This is a genomic window from Holophagaceae bacterium, assembly GCA_016720465.1.
Lineage (GTDB): Bacteria > Acidobacteriota > Holophagae > Holophagales > Holophagaceae > JANXPB01.
In genome coordinates this window covers 37,821-54,647 of sequence record JADKKO010000003.1, presented here as the reverse complement: position 1 = coordinate 54,647, position 16,827 = coordinate 37,821, and the positions used below count along the sequence as shown (strand labels likewise).

The 16,827-nt window shown below is 64.4% G+C and carries 14 protein-coding genes; 8 read left to right on the top strand and 6 right to left on the bottom strand.

The annotated features are described in order from the left end of the window. The first annotated feature begins 8 nt into the window (after positions 1-8). From lepB (IPQ13_07105) to IPQ13_07095, 3 genes are read left to right on the top strand one after another with little or no spacing between them, the layout of a single operon-like run. On the top strand, positions 9-857 hold the full coding sequence (gene lepB, locus IPQ13_07105; GenBank protein MBL0210666.1) for a signal peptidase I: 849 nt from the start codon (positions 9-11) through the stop codon (positions 855-857). 1 nt (position 858) lies between these two features. Further along, a complete protein-coding gene (lepB, locus tag IPQ13_07100; protein ID MBL0210665.1) occupies positions 859-1,710 on the top strand; it encodes a signal peptidase I in 852 nt (283 codons plus the stop codon). Between the two features lie 7 nt (positions 1,711-1,717). After that, positions 1,718-2,551 carry a hypothetical protein gene (locus IPQ13_07095; protein ID MBL0210664.1) on the top strand — a complete coding sequence of 278 codons (834 nt, stop codon included), beginning with the start codon at positions 1,718-1,720 and terminating at the stop codon, positions 2,549-2,551. A gap of 9 nt (positions 2,552-2,560) precedes the next feature. On the opposite strand, the gene IPQ13_07090 is transcribed toward IPQ13_07095, so the two are convergent. The 5 genes from IPQ13_07090 to IPQ13_07070 all read right to left on the bottom strand — a co-directional run bounded on the left by IPQ13_07090 (position 2,561) and on the right by IPQ13_07070 (position 9,790). Then, complete coding sequence (locus IPQ13_07090) at positions 2,561-4,465, bottom strand: TonB family protein (protein ID MBL0210663.1); 1,905 nt, start codon at positions 4,463-4,465, stop codon at positions 2,561-2,563. Between the two features lie 88 nt (positions 4,466-4,553). Continuing rightward, the gene (locus tag IPQ13_07085; protein ID MBL0210662.1) at positions 4,554-5,072 is read right to left on the bottom strand and encodes a hypothetical protein; all 519 of its coding nucleotides are present in this window, start codon (positions 5,070-5,072) and stop codon (positions 4,554-4,556) included. Further along, positions 5,069-6,970 carry a tetratricopeptide repeat protein gene (locus tag IPQ13_07080; GenBank protein ID MBL0210661.1) on the bottom strand — a complete coding sequence of 634 codons (1,902 nt, stop codon included), beginning with the start codon at positions 6,968-6,970 and terminating at the stop codon, positions 5,069-5,071. Before IPQ13_07080 ends, IPQ13_07085 begins: the two co-directional genes overlap by 4 nt. Before the next feature lie 8 nt (positions 6,971-6,978). Continuing rightward, complete coding sequence (locus tag IPQ13_07075) at positions 6,979-8,016, bottom strand: 3-dehydroquinate synthase (protein MBL0210660.1); 1,038 nt, start codon at positions 8,014-8,016, stop codon at positions 6,979-6,981. Between the two features lie 4 nt (positions 8,017-8,020). Beyond that, the gene (locus IPQ13_07070; protein ID MBL0210659.1) at positions 8,021-9,790 is read right to left on the bottom strand and encodes a M28 family peptidase; all 1,770 of its coding nucleotides are present in this window, start codon (positions 9,788-9,790) and stop codon (positions 8,021-8,023) included. Between the two features lie 112 nt (positions 9,791-9,902). Here IPQ13_07070 and IPQ13_07065 point away from each other — a divergent pair, with 112 nt between their 5' ends. From IPQ13_07065 to IPQ13_07045, 5 genes are all read left to right on the top strand, one after another. Next, on the top strand, positions 9,903-11,693 hold the full coding sequence (locus IPQ13_07065; GenBank protein ID MBL0210658.1) for an ABC transporter ATP-binding protein: 1,791 nt from the start codon (positions 9,903-9,905) through the stop codon (positions 11,691-11,693). A gap of 261 nt (positions 11,694-11,954) precedes the next feature. Continuing rightward, positions 11,955-13,106 (top strand): thiamine phosphate synthase, encoded by a 1,152-nt coding sequence (locus tag IPQ13_07060; protein MBL0210657.1) that lies wholly within the window; start codon positions 11,955-11,957, stop codon positions 13,104-13,106. Positions 13,107-13,117: 11 nt separating this feature from the next. Further along, positions 13,118-13,858, top strand: coding sequence for a metallophosphoesterase family protein (locus IPQ13_07055; protein MBL0210656.1), 741 nt, complete (start codon positions 13,118-13,120; stop codon positions 13,856-13,858). Positions 13,859-13,896: 38 nt separating this feature from the next. After that, positions 13,897-14,616: a PilZ domain-containing protein gene (locus IPQ13_07050; protein ID MBL0210655.1), complete on the top strand. Its 720-nt coding sequence runs from the start codon at positions 13,897-13,899 to the stop codon at positions 14,614-14,616. A gap of 8 nt (positions 14,617-14,624) precedes the next feature. Beyond that, complete coding sequence (locus IPQ13_07045; GenBank protein ID MBL0210654.1) at positions 14,625-15,515, top strand: 4-deoxy-4-formamido-L-arabinose-phosphoundecaprenol deformylase; 891 nt, start codon at positions 14,625-14,627, stop codon at positions 15,513-15,515. Between the two features lie 100 nt (positions 15,516-15,615). Here the strand turns inward: IPQ13_07045 and secF are convergent, their stop codons facing one another. Beyond that, positions 15,616-16,815, bottom strand: a complete 1,200-nt coding sequence (secF, locus tag IPQ13_07040) for a protein translocase subunit SecF (protein ID MBL0210653.1) — start codon at positions 16,813-16,815, stop codon at positions 15,616-15,618. Between the last annotated feature and the right edge of the window lie 12 nt (positions 16,816-16,827).

Below are 16,827 nucleotides of genomic sequence, written 5' to 3'. Positions count from 1 at the left end.
GGAAAACCATGGCGGACGATACCAAGCAATCTCGCGAGCTGCCCGTGGGCGTGGCCAAGGGCGCGATCCGGGACAATCTGGAAGTGGCCTGCTTCGCGGTGCTGCTGATCATCTTTTTCAAGACCTTCGTGGGCCAGCAGTTCACGATCCCGTCAGCGTCCATGCGGAACACCATGATGATCGGGGATCATCTGCTGGCCAACAAATTCATCTTCGCCACGCCGCAGTGGGACTGGGAAGCCAAGCTGTTTCCCATGCGCAGAGTGGACCGCGGCGACATCATCGTCTTCCGCTATCCCATGGACCGGAACATGGACTACGTGAAGCGCTGCGTCGCGCTGCCCGGCGACAAACTGGAGGTGCGCCGGAAGCACCTGTACGTGAACGGCAAGCTCATCACGGGCCAGTTCGAGCATCACATCTTGAACTTGGACGACGGCCCGGTGAACGGCCCCTGGGCCGAGGGCGCCAACGTGGGCCCCCTGGAACCGGAGCCTTCCGCAGGCATCTGGCCCTTCCTGGATCCCGAGATCGTCAAGGTGGACATGCAGGGCCACGCGCAGACCTCCGGCTTCCGCGACAACCTGGGCCCCATCACCGTGCCGCAGGGCTGCATCTTCGGCATGGGTGACAACCGCGACAATTCCGCGGACAGCCGCTATTGGGGGTTCATCCCGATCGAGCAGCTGCGGGGACGGCCATTCCTGGTGTGGTGGAGCTTCCGCGAAGGCGGCAATGACGATACCGGGGCCCGCGAGGTGAAGGGACCCACGGACGTGCTGAAAAATTTCGCGGATGGCGCCCAGCACTTCTTCCAATGGACCCGGTGGGAGCGCACGGGCACGATCCCCCGCTGACATGGAGGCGGACGGAACCAAAGATCTGCGCACGCTGCCTGCAGGCGTAGCCAGGGGCGTGATCCGGGACAATCTGGAATTGGCCTGCTTTGGCGTGGCCATGATCCTTTTTTTCAAGACTTTCGTGGGGCAGCAGTTCGTGATTCCATCGGCTTCCATGCGGAACACGATGATGATCGGGGACCATCTTCTGGCCAACAAATTCATCTTCGCCACGCCGCAGTGGGGCTGGGAAGCCAAGCTTTTCCCCATGCGGAAGGTGGACCGCGGCGACATTATCGTGTTCCGCTACCCCATGGACCGGAACATGGATTACGTGAAACGCTGCGTCGCCCTGCCTGGCGATAAACTGGAAATTCGCCGCAAACACCTGTACGTGAATGGCAAGCTCGTCACCGGCGAGTTCGAGCATCACATTCTGAACCCAGGTAAAGGCCCTGTGGAAGGTCCTTGGCCGGAGGGTGCGGACATGGGTCTTAAGGACCCTGATCCCTCCCCTGGAATTTGGCCTTTTCTGGATCCTGAGATCGCCAAAGCAGACATGCAGGGACACGCGGAGACGTATGGTTTCAGTGACAACTTGGGCCCCGTCACCGTACCTCCCGGCTGCATCTTCGGCCTGGGCGACAACCGCGACCGGTCAGCTGACAGCCGCTTTTGGGGCTTCATTCCCCAAGAGCAGCTGCGAGGCCGGCCTTTCATCGTGTGGTGGAGCTTTCGCGAAGGTGGCAGTGATGATACGAGGGCCAAAGAACCCGCTGGTCCGGGGGATGTGGTGATGAATTTCATGGACGGAACCCGCCATTTCTTCACGTGGACCCGGTGGGAACGCACCGGCACCATTCCGCGCTGATATGGATATGAAACTGCGTACCCTGTCGCTTGTCGGGCTGCTGTTCTGCGGCGCAAGCCTGCTCCGCGCCTGGGGCGACAAAGGCCACCGGATCATCAACGGCACCATGCTCAAGACGCTGCCTCCGGAGGTGAAGGCCTGGTATGCGGGGAAGGAGGCGTTTCTCCGCGACCACGCCTCCGATCCCGACGCCTGGCGCGACCACGACCGCAAGGAGTCTTCTCGCCACTACCTGGACACTGAAATCTACGGAGGCGCCGGCAAGGTGCCGCTGGAGATCGAACAGGCCATCCAGCAGGTGGGCCGCGCCGCCTTCGTCAAGAATGGCCAATTGCCCTGGGTGGTCCAAGATCGCTGGAAGGACCTGGTGGAGGCCTTCCAAAGCGGGGACAGGGACAGGATCGCCTTCGCCACCGCCATCCTCGGCCACTATGTCGGCGATGCCCACGTGCCCTTGCACAGCACCCGCAACCATGATGGCGGGGAGTCGGGCCAGCGGGGTGTCCACGGCCGCTGGGAAGTTGGATTGGTGGAGCGCTATGTGGTTGAGGGGGACCTGGGCGTGCGCCCGGCGAAGGTGGATCCGGATTTGATGAAAGCTCCCTGGAGATGGCTGACGGAATCCTACGCGCTGGTGCCGGAAGTCCTGGCCCGCGACAAGGCAGCCGACCGCACCACACCGATGGATCGCCGGGGCACCCGCCGGGAGGGCGCGTACTGGCTGATCTTCTGGGCCGGGCAGCGCGAGACGGTCCTGAAGCGGATGGAACAGAGCGCCGAAGCTTTGGGGGATCTCATACTGAGTGCCTGGGTGAGGGCCGGCCGGCCTCCAGCCCAGTAACCCTGGTCCCTACTTGGCGGCTTTGGTGAACTTGACCTGGATATCGATCGATCCGGGCACGGGCTTTCCCGCCTTCATGGCCGGTTCGAAGGTGGAGCGGCGGATCACGTCCATGGCCGATTCGCTGTAGCCGAGAGAGCCAGGCACATCCTGGAGGACGGTGATCTTGTCCGGCTTGCCATTCGCGTCCACCTGCACCCGGAGGAGGATGGAAACCTCGTGCCGCCGGTAGGGATTCCACGTATCCGACAGGGCCCTGCTGGGATAGCGGCCCGAGGCCAGGTACAGGACCCTGGGCGGGGCGTAGGCAGGGGCTTCGGCCGCAGGTGGGTTCCGGCCCGCTTGATCCACGGCGCTCGCCTCCACCCTGGGGTCCGGTTCTTTCTGGGAAGGCTCGGCTGCGGCGCGCCCAGGCTCCGCATTCGCGGCGGAAGGACGCCCATTGGCCTCGGAATTGGCTGGGCTTGGAATCCGCTGCTTTGCCTCCTCCACCTGCTTGGCGAGCTCCTGCTCCCGGAGCTGGCTGGCCTGCAGCAATTCTTCGGCCTGCTGCCGCGCCGCGGGCGTGGGCGCCTGCGCCACCTCGCGGAGCAGGTTTTCGGACCGTCTCCGTTCTTCGGCCTGGCGGGACTTCAGTTGCTCGAGTTCCAACAGGATCCGGCTCAAATCCTGGCTTTGGGCTTCCACGCGGAGCCCCAGCGCCCGCTCCCGCGAGCGGGTCGCCAGCGCGTAGGCCAGCCATCCGCCCGAGAGCAGCAAGACGGCCGAGAGGCTCAGGACCGGAAGCGGATTCCTGCGGACGCGCTTCAGGGAGCGCTCCCAGGCGCCCACGGGACTGGCCCGGACGGACCGTCCGGCCAGGAAGCGCTCGAGATCCTCGGCCAGTTCCAGGGCGCTGTCGTAACGGCGGAGGACATCCCGTTCCATGCAGTGCTGGACGATGCCTTCCAGCTCCTTCGGGAGGGTGGGGTCGATCTTGCGGAGGGACGGCGCATCCGCCTCCACGATCAGCCGGAAGATCTCGGCCTGGTTGCTTCCCACGAAGGGCAGGCAGCCCGCCAACAACCCGAAGAGGGTCACCCCCAACGCATAGATGTCTGAATGGGGTCCCACGAGGACCGATGGTCCCTCGATCTGCTCGGGGCTCATGTAGGCCGGCGTGCCCATGACTGCGGTCATTCCCGTGGGGGTGTCGGCGAGGTCGCGGGCCAGGCCGAAGTCCATGACGAAGGCCTTCCAGTGGCCCTGTTCGTCCCGCTCCAGCATGATGTTCCCGGGCTTGAGATCGCGGTGGACGATGCCCAGGCGGTGGGCCGCATGCACGCCCAGCGCCGCTTGCCGGACCAGTTCCACTTTTTCCCGCAGATCCAGGCCGGGCGCGGCCTCGGAGAGCGTCGGCCCCTGGATGTGCTGCATGCTCAGGAAGGGGATGCCCTCCTGTTCGCCGGCTTCGAACACCTTGGCCACATTGGGATGGTCGATGCGGGCCTGGGATTGGGCCTCCCGCAGGAAAACCTTCGCTGCGTTGTCCAGGGCGGCCCTGAAGAATTTCAAGGCGACCCGGCGCTTCAAGCGGATGTCCTGCACCCGGAAGACCCGGCCCATGCCTCCTTCGCCGAGAAACACCTCCGGCTTGAAGCGGCTCCAGTCCTTCCAGGGGTAGAGTCCCAAACGAGGGATCGGCGGCGGCTCCGGTCCGTCGGGCATGAGGGCCGTCGGCTCATTCCCGTACTCGGGATACCTTCCGTTGAGCAGGAGTTCGGCCTCCCGCTCCAGCAATTTCATGGTTTCGATATCGATGGCACCGCGCCGGGCGTAATCCCCCAAGTCCTCTTGTCCGCCACCGTCATCGCTGACGAGGCCCCGCTCAATGGCGAGGTCCAGGGCGGCCTTTCTGACGAGGGGTTGGATCACGGCAGGGTTTCCAAAGGAGCGCCCATTCTACCCATAGGCAGGACCAGGTCCAACCGCCCCGCGGCAGGGCAACCCAGCGGCCGCAGGCTCAATCCGAAACATCGAGGCGGGTGCGCACCAGCCACACCTGGACGTCTTTCCCGAAGTCGTCCTTGCCTTGGTATTTGAGTTTGACGGGGCCCTTGGCATCCTTCTTGGTGACCTTCACGCCTTCGCCGGTGCCATCGGTGATGAGCGCGCGGAGGGCTTCGGGCGTGCCGAGCCGGGGCAGGAAGGGCAGGGGCAGGCCGCCCAGCCCGGGCGCCTGCTCGTCGAGCTTCTGCCGTGGAATCTGCACGCGATAGCCCTTGGCGCGGTCGCCTTCCAGGAGCATGAGCCGTTCGCCGAGTCCGTGCAGCTCCAGCACCACACGGCCCGTGGCGGCATCCACCAGCACCGCCAGGGTGCCTTTTCCCTCGCCATCAGGGCCAAGGTAGCCCCAGGAGTACTGGGCCCGGACGACCCTGGTATCCAACGGAGGCGCTGCCTGGGCAGCAGGGAGGTTGGCCATCGAGAGGATCGCGGGCGCCAGCGGCAGCAAACCGGTCAGTCTGATCAACCTGGTCAATGGCCGTCCTCATCGAATTCGTCGTCCTTGTCTTCGGGCGGGTTCGCATCCTTGGCGGCATCCTTCGGCGCCGGCCCTTTGGCCGACGCATTGCGCTTGGCGATGTCGGCGCGCAGGGTGGCCAGGCGTTTATCCAGCCCGGCGCGGCCGGGGAAGATGAAAGCCAAGGCGCGTTCCCACTGCTCCACGGTTTCCTCCGGCCGGTTCAGTTTCAGGAGCACCTCGCCCAGGTGGACCCGCGTATCGGGACTGAAGGGGTTCAGCTCCGAGGCGCGGCGGAGGGCCTTCTCGGATTCCTCGAACTTGCCCTGCTTGAACAGCACCCAGCCCCAGGAATCCATCACGGAGCCGTTCTGCGGATCCTGTTTCACGGCGGCTTCGATGAGCTCCGAAGCCTCTTGGAGGTCGCCGCCCCGCTCCAGCAGCAGGTAGCCCAGGTTGTTCTGCAGCGTGCTGTTGGCGGGATCCACCTTCTGGGCTTCCCGCAGCACGTTCAGGGCTTCATCGGCGCGGCCCAACTGGTCCAGCGCGTTGGATTGGAGGAGCAGCAATTCGATCTCCCGCTGCTTGGATGCGTTCCGGGCCCTGCCCGCGTAGTCAAGGCAGCGGTCCCACTGGCGGAATTCCGCGAAGGCGTTGGCGATGCCTTCGTAATAGAGCTGCATCAAGGCGCCCCTGGATTCCTTCTTCGCGAAGAAGCCTTCGTTGAAAAGTTTTTTCGGCAGCGCGGCGGCCTGGATGAAGAGTGGCATTTTCGGGAATCTGGCGATGCCTTCCCGCAGGGCGGCACGGGTGCCCTTCCAGTCTTCCTGGGCCAACAGGGCCTCGGCGCGGAGCGTCGCCAGCTCCCCATCATCCCGGGTCACCCGCCACGCGTTGATCATCGGCAACGCTTCGGCGCCGCGGCCCTGGAGCAGCAGGCAACTGGCGTAGAGGATCCGGGCGTTCTGCTGGGAGATGGTTTCATCGTTCCGGCCCACCAGGTGCGGCAACAACTGCTTCCACCTGTCCTCGGCCTCGCGGAACCGCCCGAGGTTCATGAGGGCCAGGGCCAGATTGAAGGAGATGCGGTCCGAGGGTTTCAGGCTTTCCGCCTGCCGCAGGCTCTTCAGGGCCTCGTCGAAACGGGCCGTGCGCACCTGGACGAGCGCCACATTTTCCAGAATCTCCGGCGATTCCGGCAGGTGGCGGCTCAGCAGGCGGAAACTATCCTCGGCGTGGGCCAGATAGCCGAGCTTGATCTGCTCCCGGGACAATTCATCGAGCATCCGCAGATGCCGCGGGTCGGGATGCTTGCCGGAACAAAGCGCCATGGCGGCCTCGCGCCGGGCATCATAGCGGTCCAGGGATTTCGCCTGGATGAGCGCGCGCTCCCAGGCAACCGTGATGGAGGGCCGGAGCCGCCCCACCTGCAGCCAGGAACGCAGGGCCAGTTCGGAATCCTTCAGCAGCTCGGAGACCTCGCCCTGGCGAGCCCAGACTTCCGCATCTCCAGGCAGCAATTCGGAGGCCTTCTGCAGGTCCCCCCGGGCCTCCGGCAGCACCGAGGAGGAGGCCATGGCCCGGCGGTACTGCAACAATCCCAAGTGCCCCGCGGCTTCGGCATTGCGGGGGTCCAGTTCAAGGGCTTTCCGGGCCGGCGGGACCGCGCCGTCCATGTCGCCGGTCTCCTCGATGGATTCCGAAAGCCTGAGATGCGCCTCGGCGCTTTGGGGGACCAAGGCCACCACGCGACGGTAGATATGGGCCGCGCCCGAGGGATCATCGCCGCCGCCCCGGCGCTGTTTGGCCCTGGCCTGCATCATCAGGGCGCGGGGATCCTCCTGCGGGGCCTGGGCGATGATTTGGCCTGGCTGCAGCAGCAGGAGGGCGGTTGGAATGGCGGCGGAGCGGCGCACGGAAATCCTTAGCTGAGGCTTGCGAGGAGGCGGCGGTGGGGAATCATCCAGGCATCGGCCTTCAAGGCCATCTGCCTGGCCCGCTCGGAGGGAAGCGGGAGAATGCAGTGTAGCTCCGGCCATGGCGATAAGCCGTGGGCGGCCTTCTTGTCCCGCAGCAGCCAGGGCCTGCACTCCTCCCAGGATGCGGCCAAGGGGGCCAATGGTTTCAACGCCTTTGCGAGGCGCCTCAGGAAGGGCACGGGAAAGGGCTCCAGGCCCAGCTCTTCCGCCAGGAAACAGGCCGCCAGGAGGCCCAGCCCCACGGCCTCGCCATGCAGCAGTTGGAAGCGGCTGGCGGCTTCCAGGGCATGGCCCAGGGTGTGGCCCAGGTTCAGCAACCGCCTTTCGCCCTGCTCGGTCGGATCGCGGTGGACGATTTCGGCTTTGGCCGCGAGGGTCCGCTGGATGAATTCCGCGGGCGGCAGGTCATGGTTGAGAATCGCTTCCGCCCAAGGCATATCGCCGGCCATCACCGCGATTTTCACCATCTCCCACCGGCCCGCTTCCAATTGCCGGACCGGGAGGGTCCGCAGGAAGCTGCGGCAGGCCACCAGCCGGCTGGGCGCATGGAAAGCGCCCGCCAGGTTCTTGCCGGCGGACAGGTTGACGGCTGTTTTCCCTCCAAGGCCCGCGTCCACCTGGGCCAGCAGCGTGGTAGGCCAGGCATGCCAATGGATGCCGCGCAGATAGAGGCTGGCGGCCAGGCCGGCCATATCCGTGAGGACGCCGCCGCCTACGGCGACCAGCACCGCATCGCGGTGCAGGGGGATCGCCGCCCAATGCTCGAGGATCGGGATGAGCGTGTCCAATCGCTTGGCGTCTTCCGAAGTCCTGATCCACAGGCTGCCCTCGGGTTCCGGAAGTTCCGCGAAGGTCCAGAATTCCTTCACGGACTCATCGCCCAGCAGCACCCACCGGCTCCGCGGATCCGGGAGCAACATTTCCCCCGGAGCTTCCGCGACGAGGACCTCGGTGGGGAAATCGATCGGAAGGTTGAGCCTCATCTGCTCATTGTCTCGCTTTCAGCACCGCCTGGCCCTCCATGGGCTTGCCGTCCCGCAGCCATTTCACGGTCACGCTGTCTCCGGCCTTGCCTGCGGCCAGCGCATCCATGTAGTCGTAGATCGTCTTCACCGGACGCGCCGCGAACATCTGGATGATGTCCCCGGACTTGAGTCCGGCGGCTTCGGCCGAAGAACCCGGCATGACGCCGTTGATGTGGAAGCCGTCGGTGTGCTCCGCGTAATCGGGGATGACGCCGAAGCTCACCTTCACGCCGCCCATGCCTTTTCCGGTGGAGAGCTTGGCGGTCTCGGGGTCGAAGGCCGGCGCTTGGGCGGAGCCGGCGAGATCCATGGCGACCGATCGGGCGTAGGCCGCCACCATGGTCATCCCCGCGCCATCGATCTTGTCGGCGGTGTCCGAGGGCTTGTGGTAATCGGCATGGAGCCCCGTGAAGAAGAAAAAGGTGGGAATCTTCGCCAGGGCGAAGGTGAGGTGGTCCGAGGAACCGGCGGCCGCGCCCAGGTCCCCGCCGATGGCGAGCCCCGCCGGAGCCAGGGATTTCGCGCGTTCCAAGGCCGCTTTCGGCGCGCCGAGGCCGCCCAGCAGCAACAGGGGCTTCTTCGGATCCAGCCGGCCGACCATGTCGAAATTCAGCATCGCTTTCACGCTCTCAAGCGGAACCGTCGGGTGCTTGATCCAATAGGCGGAACCCAGCATGCCTTCTTCTTCGCCCGAAAAATGGGTGAGGAGGATGGTGCGCTTCGGCTTCGCCGATTTCATCTGCCGGCCCAACTCCATGAGCAGCGCGGTGCCCGACGCGTTGTCATCGGCGCCCGCATGGATCAAACCCGCGGCGGGCGCGCTGCCCAGGCTGTGCCGCTCTCCGCGCCCCAGGTGGTCCATGTGCGCGCCCAGGACGATGACTTCAGCCTTCAATTTCGGATCCCGTCCGGGAATGGTCGCGATGAGGTTGGGAACATCCTTGTGCTTGCGCTCCAGCTCGAGGGTCAATCCCATGTAGGACCAGGGCGCCCACACGAAGTCCTTGCTCTGCGGCGAGCCGGATTCGCGGATCTTTTTCAGCCGGTCCTTCAGATCGCCGCAGACCGCGTCCAGGGCCCTGGAGGGCATGCTGAGGACCGGAAAGGGAAGGGTAGGCAATTCCGAAATCAGCTTGAGGGGCCGCGGAGCATCGCCCTCCTCGAGCAGGATCAGGCCGCCGATGCGGGCCGTCTCGAAGCGGCGCAGCCTTCCGCGCAGGCTTTTCTCCTGGGCGCTCAAGGATGCGAAGGCAGGGATGTCGGGCAGGTCGCGGCCGATGATGACCACCTTGCCCACGGATTCCACCCCATTGAAATCGTTGTAGGCGCCCGCCTGTATGCCATAGCCCGCAAAGACCAGGGCCTTGGAATTGAAAACGCCGTTGCCGCTGAAGCTGTAGGCCTCGACATCCTTGCCCCATTGGAGCTGGGACTGCTTGCCGTCCCCCATCCCGAGGTACGCCTTGCCTTCCTTCACCTCCACGCCGGTGAGGTACGGATAGCTCTGCCGCTTGGTCTTGATTCCCAGCGACCGGTAGTAGCGCTCGATGTGGTCCGCGGCCTGGGCAAGACCCTCGCTGCCGTTTCCCCGGCCCTCCATGCGAGGGGCGGACAGGATCGCGACTTCCCGCTTCATGCGGGTTCCGGACTGGGATCTGGCCGCGGGAGTCTGGGCGCCAAGAATCGGGAAGGCGGAAACAAGGGCGAGAATGATTTTCGTTGCGCGATGCATGCGGTTGCTCCCAGAGCGCCGTGGGCGGGTGGCTGATGGCCCGGACACTCCATTTCACCACGTCCGGCAGGGAGCGGCACGGTCTTGCCGCCATCCGTGGGAGAATCGCTCCATGGCGTTCAAGGGCGAGCCTTTTTTCCAGAGTGACCAGGTTTCCGGGCGCGGGCTGCGCCACACCCTGCTGCTCCGGCTCCTCAAGTACCTGAAACCCTACTGGGTGGGCCTTCTCGGCCTGCTGGGGCTGATGGTCGCCGGGGCCGCGCTCGAGGTGATGCCCTCCCAATTCACCCTGTGGCTCATCAACCGGTTCATGGAGACGGGCTCCATGCGGGGCACCGGGCCCCTGGTGGCGGGCTTCATGGGGGTGCTGGCGGCGGGCTTTGTCGTGCAGATGGGCCGCTTCGTGCTGCTGGCCTGGGTGGGGCAGCGGGCCATGCTGGATCTGCGCATGGAGCTGTTCTCCCATCTGATGAACAGGTCCACCCATTTTTTCCACCGCAACCCGGTGGGAAGGCTCATGACCCGCGTCACGAGCGATGTGCAGAACCTCAACGAAATGTTCTCGTCGGGCTTCGTGGCCATCGTGGGGGACGCCTTGTCTCTGCTGGCCATCGTTGTCTGGATGTTCTCCAAGCACGCAGGGCTGGCGATCGTGGCCCTGGCCATCATGCCGCCGCTGCTGATCGCCACGGAAGTCTTCCGCCGCAACGCCGGCGAAGCCTTCCGCGAAACCCAGGGCCGCTATGCCGCCATCCAGTCCTACCTCCAGGAGCAGCTTTCGGGCATCAGCCTGGTGCAGATGAACGCCCGCGAAGCCGACAGCAACGAGGGGTTCAAGCAGCTCAACCGCAGCTACCTGGACGCCTTCCTGCGGACGATCTTCGCGTACGCGGTGTTCTTCCCGGTGGTGGAGTTCATCACCTCCGCCACGCTGGCGGCCATCATCTACTACGGCGGCATCAAACTTGAAACGGGAGCCCTCACCTGGGGCCTGCTCTTCGCGTTCGTGCAGATCTCGGGGCGCTTCTTCAGGCCCATCCGCGAACTGGCCGAACGCTACAACGTGATGCAGACGGCCATGGCCTCCAGCGAACGCATCTTCGTACTGCTGGACAACCGGGACGAGATTCCCGAGGCCGGCGCGCCGAAGCCCGTGAAATTCGAACAGGAGATCCGGTTCGAGGAGGTCTCCTTCGCCTACGAGGAAGGCGGCCGCCGCGTCGTGGACGAACTGAGCGGCGCCATCCCCAAAGGACGCCGCATCGCGGTGGTGGGCCACACCGGCGCAGGCAAGAGCACGCTCATAAACCTTTTGATGAGGTTCTACGATGCAGGTGCCGGAAAAATAACGGTGGATGGCGTGGACGTGCGGGAACTGAAAGTCCTCGGCCACCGTGCGCTCTTCGGCCTGGTGCTGCAGGATGTGTTCGTCTTCTCAGGCACCCTCGAAGACAACATCGTCCTGGGCAGGCCGCGCGACGAGCAGCGCCTGGCTTCAGTGCTGGAACAGAGCCAATTGAAGGATCTGGTGGGCCGCCTCCCGCTGGGGCTCGAAACGCAAGTGGGAGAGCGCGGACAAAAGCTCAGCGCGGGGGAGCGGCAATTGCTGGCCTTCGCGCGGATGCTCTACCTGGAGCCGGAAGTCCTGCTGCTGGACGAAGCCACCGCCAACATCGATTCCGAGACTGAAGCCAAGATCCAGGCCGTCATCGAGCACGTGAGCCACCGCCTGACCACCTTCACCATCGCCCACCGCCTGAGCACCATCAAGGAGGCCGACGAGATCTGGGTCATGGACCAGGGGCGCATCATCGAGCGCGGCACCCACGGCGCCCTCATGGACCTCGACGGCCACTACGCCAAGCTCGTGCGGCTGCAGTTCGAGGAGGAAGAGGCCGCGTGAAGGGAAAAATTGACCACGCGGAGGGTAGCGGAGGAAGCGGAGGGTAGCTGAGGAAAACGGGGATTCTTTGCTCCCCTCAGCGGGGACAATATTCCTGATGAGTCGAAACTCCCTGGGGAGGGCGAAGCCAAACAAAACCAGGATTGCTGTAGCCTCGCCTATGGCGATGCCAATGCCACAGGAGGAAGCGGCATGAGATCCCATCATTTCTTTCTCTGCTACCCTCCGCTACCTCCGCTACCCTCCGCGTGATGTTTTTGAATGATTAATCTCCCGCCCATCTACCCGATCACCGACCCGCGACGGGTTGCTTCGTTATCTGAACAAGTGCGGACTTTCGGCGAAGCGGGATTGCCGCTTGTCCAGTTCCGGGGCAAGCCGCTGGATGCGAAGGCGCAATATGTGGAACTGACCACCTCGCTTCGGCAGGCCCATGACAACGGTGGCTGGCCGATGATCTGCGTGAACGATCGTGCGGATCTGGCGGTGCTGGCGGCGCAGGAGGGCTTTACGCCTTGGGGGCTGCACCTCGGCCAGAGGGACTTGCCACCTGCCGAGGCAGGCCGGCTGCCGGGTCTGGAACAAGCTCATATCGGCACGTCCACCCATGATGGGTCCGAGTGGTCTGGAGTGGATGCCGCCTGCGACCATGCGGGCCTCGGCCCCTTCCGCGCCACCGCCACGAAAGCGGACCATGCGGCACCCATCGGCCTGGAAGGCATGGAAAAGGGATGCGCGGCGCTGCGCTCGAGGGACATCGCTCCCATCGCCATCGGGGGAATCGTCCACGGCGACTTTGATGATGTCTTCGGCGCAGGCGCCGAATGCATCGCGCTCATCAGCGAGCTGGACCGCCACAACCCTTCGGACCTCGCCTGGGAAGCCCAGGCCTCGCGGTGGAAGGCGAGACCTCCATTCCGGCGCGGCCAGGGCATCGCCCTGGTGGGCAGCAGCGGCTCCGGGAAATCCACGCTCGCTTCCATGATGGGGCCGCGATTGGGACTTCCGGTGCTAGACCTGGATGCCCTCATCGAAGCCAAAACGGGCCTGACCATCGCGGATTTCTTTCAAGCGCAAGGCGAGGCCGAATTCCGCCGCCTGGAAGCGGAAAACCTGCGCTCAAACCTGGATCAACCATCGGTGATGGCTCTGGGCGGCGGAGCCTGGGCAAGCCCCGAGGTCCGGGATGCCCTGAAGGTTGCAGGCTTCGCCGTGCTTTGGATCGCGGAGACGCCTCAGGCCTGCTGGTCGCGGATTGCTGCGGACCCAACCCGGCCCCTTGCAAAAGACCGTGATGGATTCCTGCGACGGCACCGCGTCCGCATGACGGACTGGGGCGGACTCCCGATGATCCTGCCCTTGGGCCATCCGGCGGAGGAAATCGCAGGAAAGGTGGCGGCCGGGTTAGACTGATCCACCTGCCCATGGACATCATCCTTTCCGACCTTCACTCCAACCTGCACGCGCTGCGGGTGGTGCTGCGCTATGCCAAGCGGCGGGCGGTGAGCCGGTTCGCGATCCTGGGCGACCTGGTGGGCTATGGCGCGCAGCCCAACCAAGTGCTGGAACTGGTCCGGGAACTCAAGCCGCGCATCGGCGTGCGGGGAAACCACGACAAGGTCTGCGCCGGGCTGGAACCGGCCCTCGCCTTCAGCGGCCCGGCCCGGGGCTCGGCGGAATGGACCCAGGAACGGCTTTCCCGGGAGAACCTGCACTTTCTGGAATCCCTTCCTGTGGGACCTCTGGCGGTGGGCGAGGACTATGTGCTGGCCCACGGGTCCCCCCTGGACGAGGACGCCTACCTCCTGCATCCCCGGGACGCCCTCATGGCCTTTGATTGCTTTGATGGGCAGCTTTGTTTTTTTGGCCATACGCATCTGCCGGGCAGTTTCGAATTGGATGAGGAGGCCCACCAGCTTACTTGGATCACCTTCCAGGAAGGCGAGTGGTTCAGCCTCCGCAAGGGCTGTCGCTACCTGGTGAATCCGGGTTCCGTGGGGCAGCCGAGGGACCGGGATCCGCGCCTTTCCTTCATGACCTTCGACCCGTCCAAACGCCGCCTGCGGCTGCACCGGCTGGACTATGACCACCGGGGCGCGGCCCGGGCCATCCGCCAGGCGGGACTCCACGCGCACTTGGCGGAACGGCTGGGCTACGGAATCTAGCGATTGTTTAAGGCATCCACAAGCCAAAGAGGTCAGAAATGAGCGATCCGATTTTCCCGAGCGATGAAGAGCTGGAAACGATGCTCCGGGAGGCCAAAGACCTGAAGGCCTCCTTGAGCCTGCGCGCCATGGGCACCAACCGCATGCTGGGGGATCTGCGCCTGGCGGGCCTCGAACCGGGGATCGCCATGCACCTGATGGGCGCCAAGCGGCGCGACCAACTGCCGGTGGAAGGCACCATGGTGACGCTATCCATCATCCTGGGCGACCAGGTGGTGTCCCTGGATAGCCCGGTGCTGGCTCCGTTGGTGGCGGCCGAAGGCGACACGATGTTTCCCCCGGTCCTCCGCATCGCCTGGCCCACCCGGGGCATTGAGCTGAAGCGGCGCCGGGACATGCGCATGGCCTCGGCGGACCAGGCTCCGCTGCACGGCACCTTGACGGCCCTCGATCAGACCTGGGAAGTGAAAGTGCTGAACCTCACCGAAACCGGGATGGGCCTCGCGCTCCCCGCCTCGGCGAACCTGCCTTTGAGGCAGAAGGTCCAGGTGCGGACCACCCTGCCCGGGGGCGCGGTGTTCAGCTGCCACGGCGAGATCCGCCACCTGATGCACATGGAAGGCGATTCGCTTCCGACGCGGGCCGGCGTGGTGTTCTGGGGGCAGCCTGGCGAGGGTCAGGAGGATTTGCGCCGCTTCATCCAGGATCGGCGCACAGACCGTTCCCAGAGCCTGCGGGAGCCCGAGGAACTGGATTGAGGTAGACATTGAAAACCATTTCCCTGCGCGTGGATGTGGACACTCTGGAGGGTTCCCTCAAGGGGATTCCCACGCTGCTGCGCTTGTTGGAAAAGCACCGGATGCAGGCGAGCTTCTACTTCAGTTTCGGGCCGGACAACAGCGGGAAAGCCCTTCGCCGGATCTTCCGCAAAGGCTTCCTGGCAAAAATGCGCCGCACCAAGGCGCCTCAGATGTACGGCCTGAAAACCCTCATGTACGGTGTCCTGCTTCCGGCTCCGATCATTCACAAACGTGCCGCGGAGCAGATGCGGTCCGCGCGGGAAGCCGGACACGAAGTGGGCATCCACGCCTGGGACCACGTGCAGTACCACGACCTGCTGGACCGGAAATCCAGGGAGTGGTTGCAAGACTGGTACGAACGCAGCCACCAGGCCTTTGAATCCGTTTTCGGATGCAAGGCCAAGGGCGCGGTGAGCCCGGCCTGGCGCAGCAACGACACCACGCTGGAACTGCAGGAGCGCTATGGGCTCGACTATGCCGGGGACTGCCGCGGCCTCGCGCCCTTCTATCCCATCGTGAAGGGCAGGACCCTGGCGACGCTGCAGATTCCCACGACGCTGCCGACGCTGGACGAACTCTATGGACTTGATGGCATGGGCGAGCGGGCAGTGAACGAACGGGTCTGGTCCCTGATCCGGGAAGACGCCCTGAACGTCTATGCGCTGCACACCGAAGTGGAAGGCGGCATGCTGCATGGCGCCTTCGACGCGTTCCTGCAAGGCCTGCGGGACCGCGACGTGCGCGCCCGCACCCACGCCGACTGGCTCCCGGAACTGAAAGCCGCCCATCCGCCCGCGAAGGAAATGACCCGCCGCGACGTGCCGGGCAGGGCCGGGTGGCTCAGTTTCGAAAGCTGATATTCAGATCGAGTTCAACCAGGAACCGCGAAAGTCGCGAAAAAACATTCGCGTGATTTCGCGTCTTTCGCGGTTAAAAATCATTCAATTCAGCTTCGCCCTATGCGTGCTGCTTGAGCTTGTCTTTGCCGCCGAAGAACCTGTCCCAATACACCACCACAGGCGACGCGATGTAGATGGACGAATAGGTGCCGGTGATGACGCCCACGAAGATGGGGAAGCTCAGGTCGCGGAGCGCCGGGCCGCCGAAGACCAACAGGCAGAAGGCCACGAAGAGCACTGACAGGGAGGTCAGGATCGTTCGTGAAAGTGTCTGATTGATGGAGTCGTTGATCAGCTTTGTGACGGGCACGCGGCGGTATTCGGGCTTGTGGCTGTTTTCCCGGATGCGGTCGAACACCACGATGGTGTCGGCCATGGAATAGCCCATCAGGATGAGGAAGCTGGCCACCACGGGCACCGAGAATTCATAGCCGAACAGCACGAACAGTCCGAGCGCCATGAGGATATCGTGGAGCAGCGCGATGATGCCGCCCACGGCAAAGCTCATGGTGAAGCGGAACATGACATAGAACAGGATCGCCACGCTGGCCCAGAACACCGCGGTCAGGGTCTTGTTGGTCCACTCCCCGGAGATCGAAGGGGAGAAGCTCTCGAACCTGCGCAGGGTCACGTGGCCCAGCCGGAATTCTTTTTGGAGCATCTCTTTCAGCGGAGCGGGCAGGTCGGCCGGCAACTCGTTGTAATTCGAAATCGAGCCCTTGATGTCCCTGGCTTCGGTCACTTTCCCGGCCCATCCATCGTAGGTGGCGCGCTTCGACTGCTCGTCCCCCTTCAGTCCCAGCAGGTTCGCGTCGTACCACTTTCCCGAGAGGGCAAGGGCCGATTCAGTGTTGAGGTCATGGCGGGGATCGGTCTTGCTCTGGGGATCCAGCTTCTTGAGCACATCCACGATCTTGTTGATCTGGAGGGTGGAGTCCTTGGAGTCCTGGCCTTTTTTCGCCTTCACCTTGATGGAGTAGTCCTCGGTGCCCGCCGGCGCCGAGTAGTTCACCAGGGCCGCATCGTGGATGCCACCCTGCTGGAGCGCGGTGCGGATCTGGTCGGCTCCCATGGGAATGGTGAACCGCACCATCATGTCGATGCCGCCGGTGAACTGCATGCCCACCTTCACGCGGCTGTTGCTGCTCCAGGGCCTGGCCAGCAGGAAACAGATGACGATGATGCTCCAGGAGATGGTGAGGGCCACGCCCTTCCATTTCATGAAGTCGAAGTGGGGAAGCTTTTTGAATATGTGCATTGTTTATCCCGA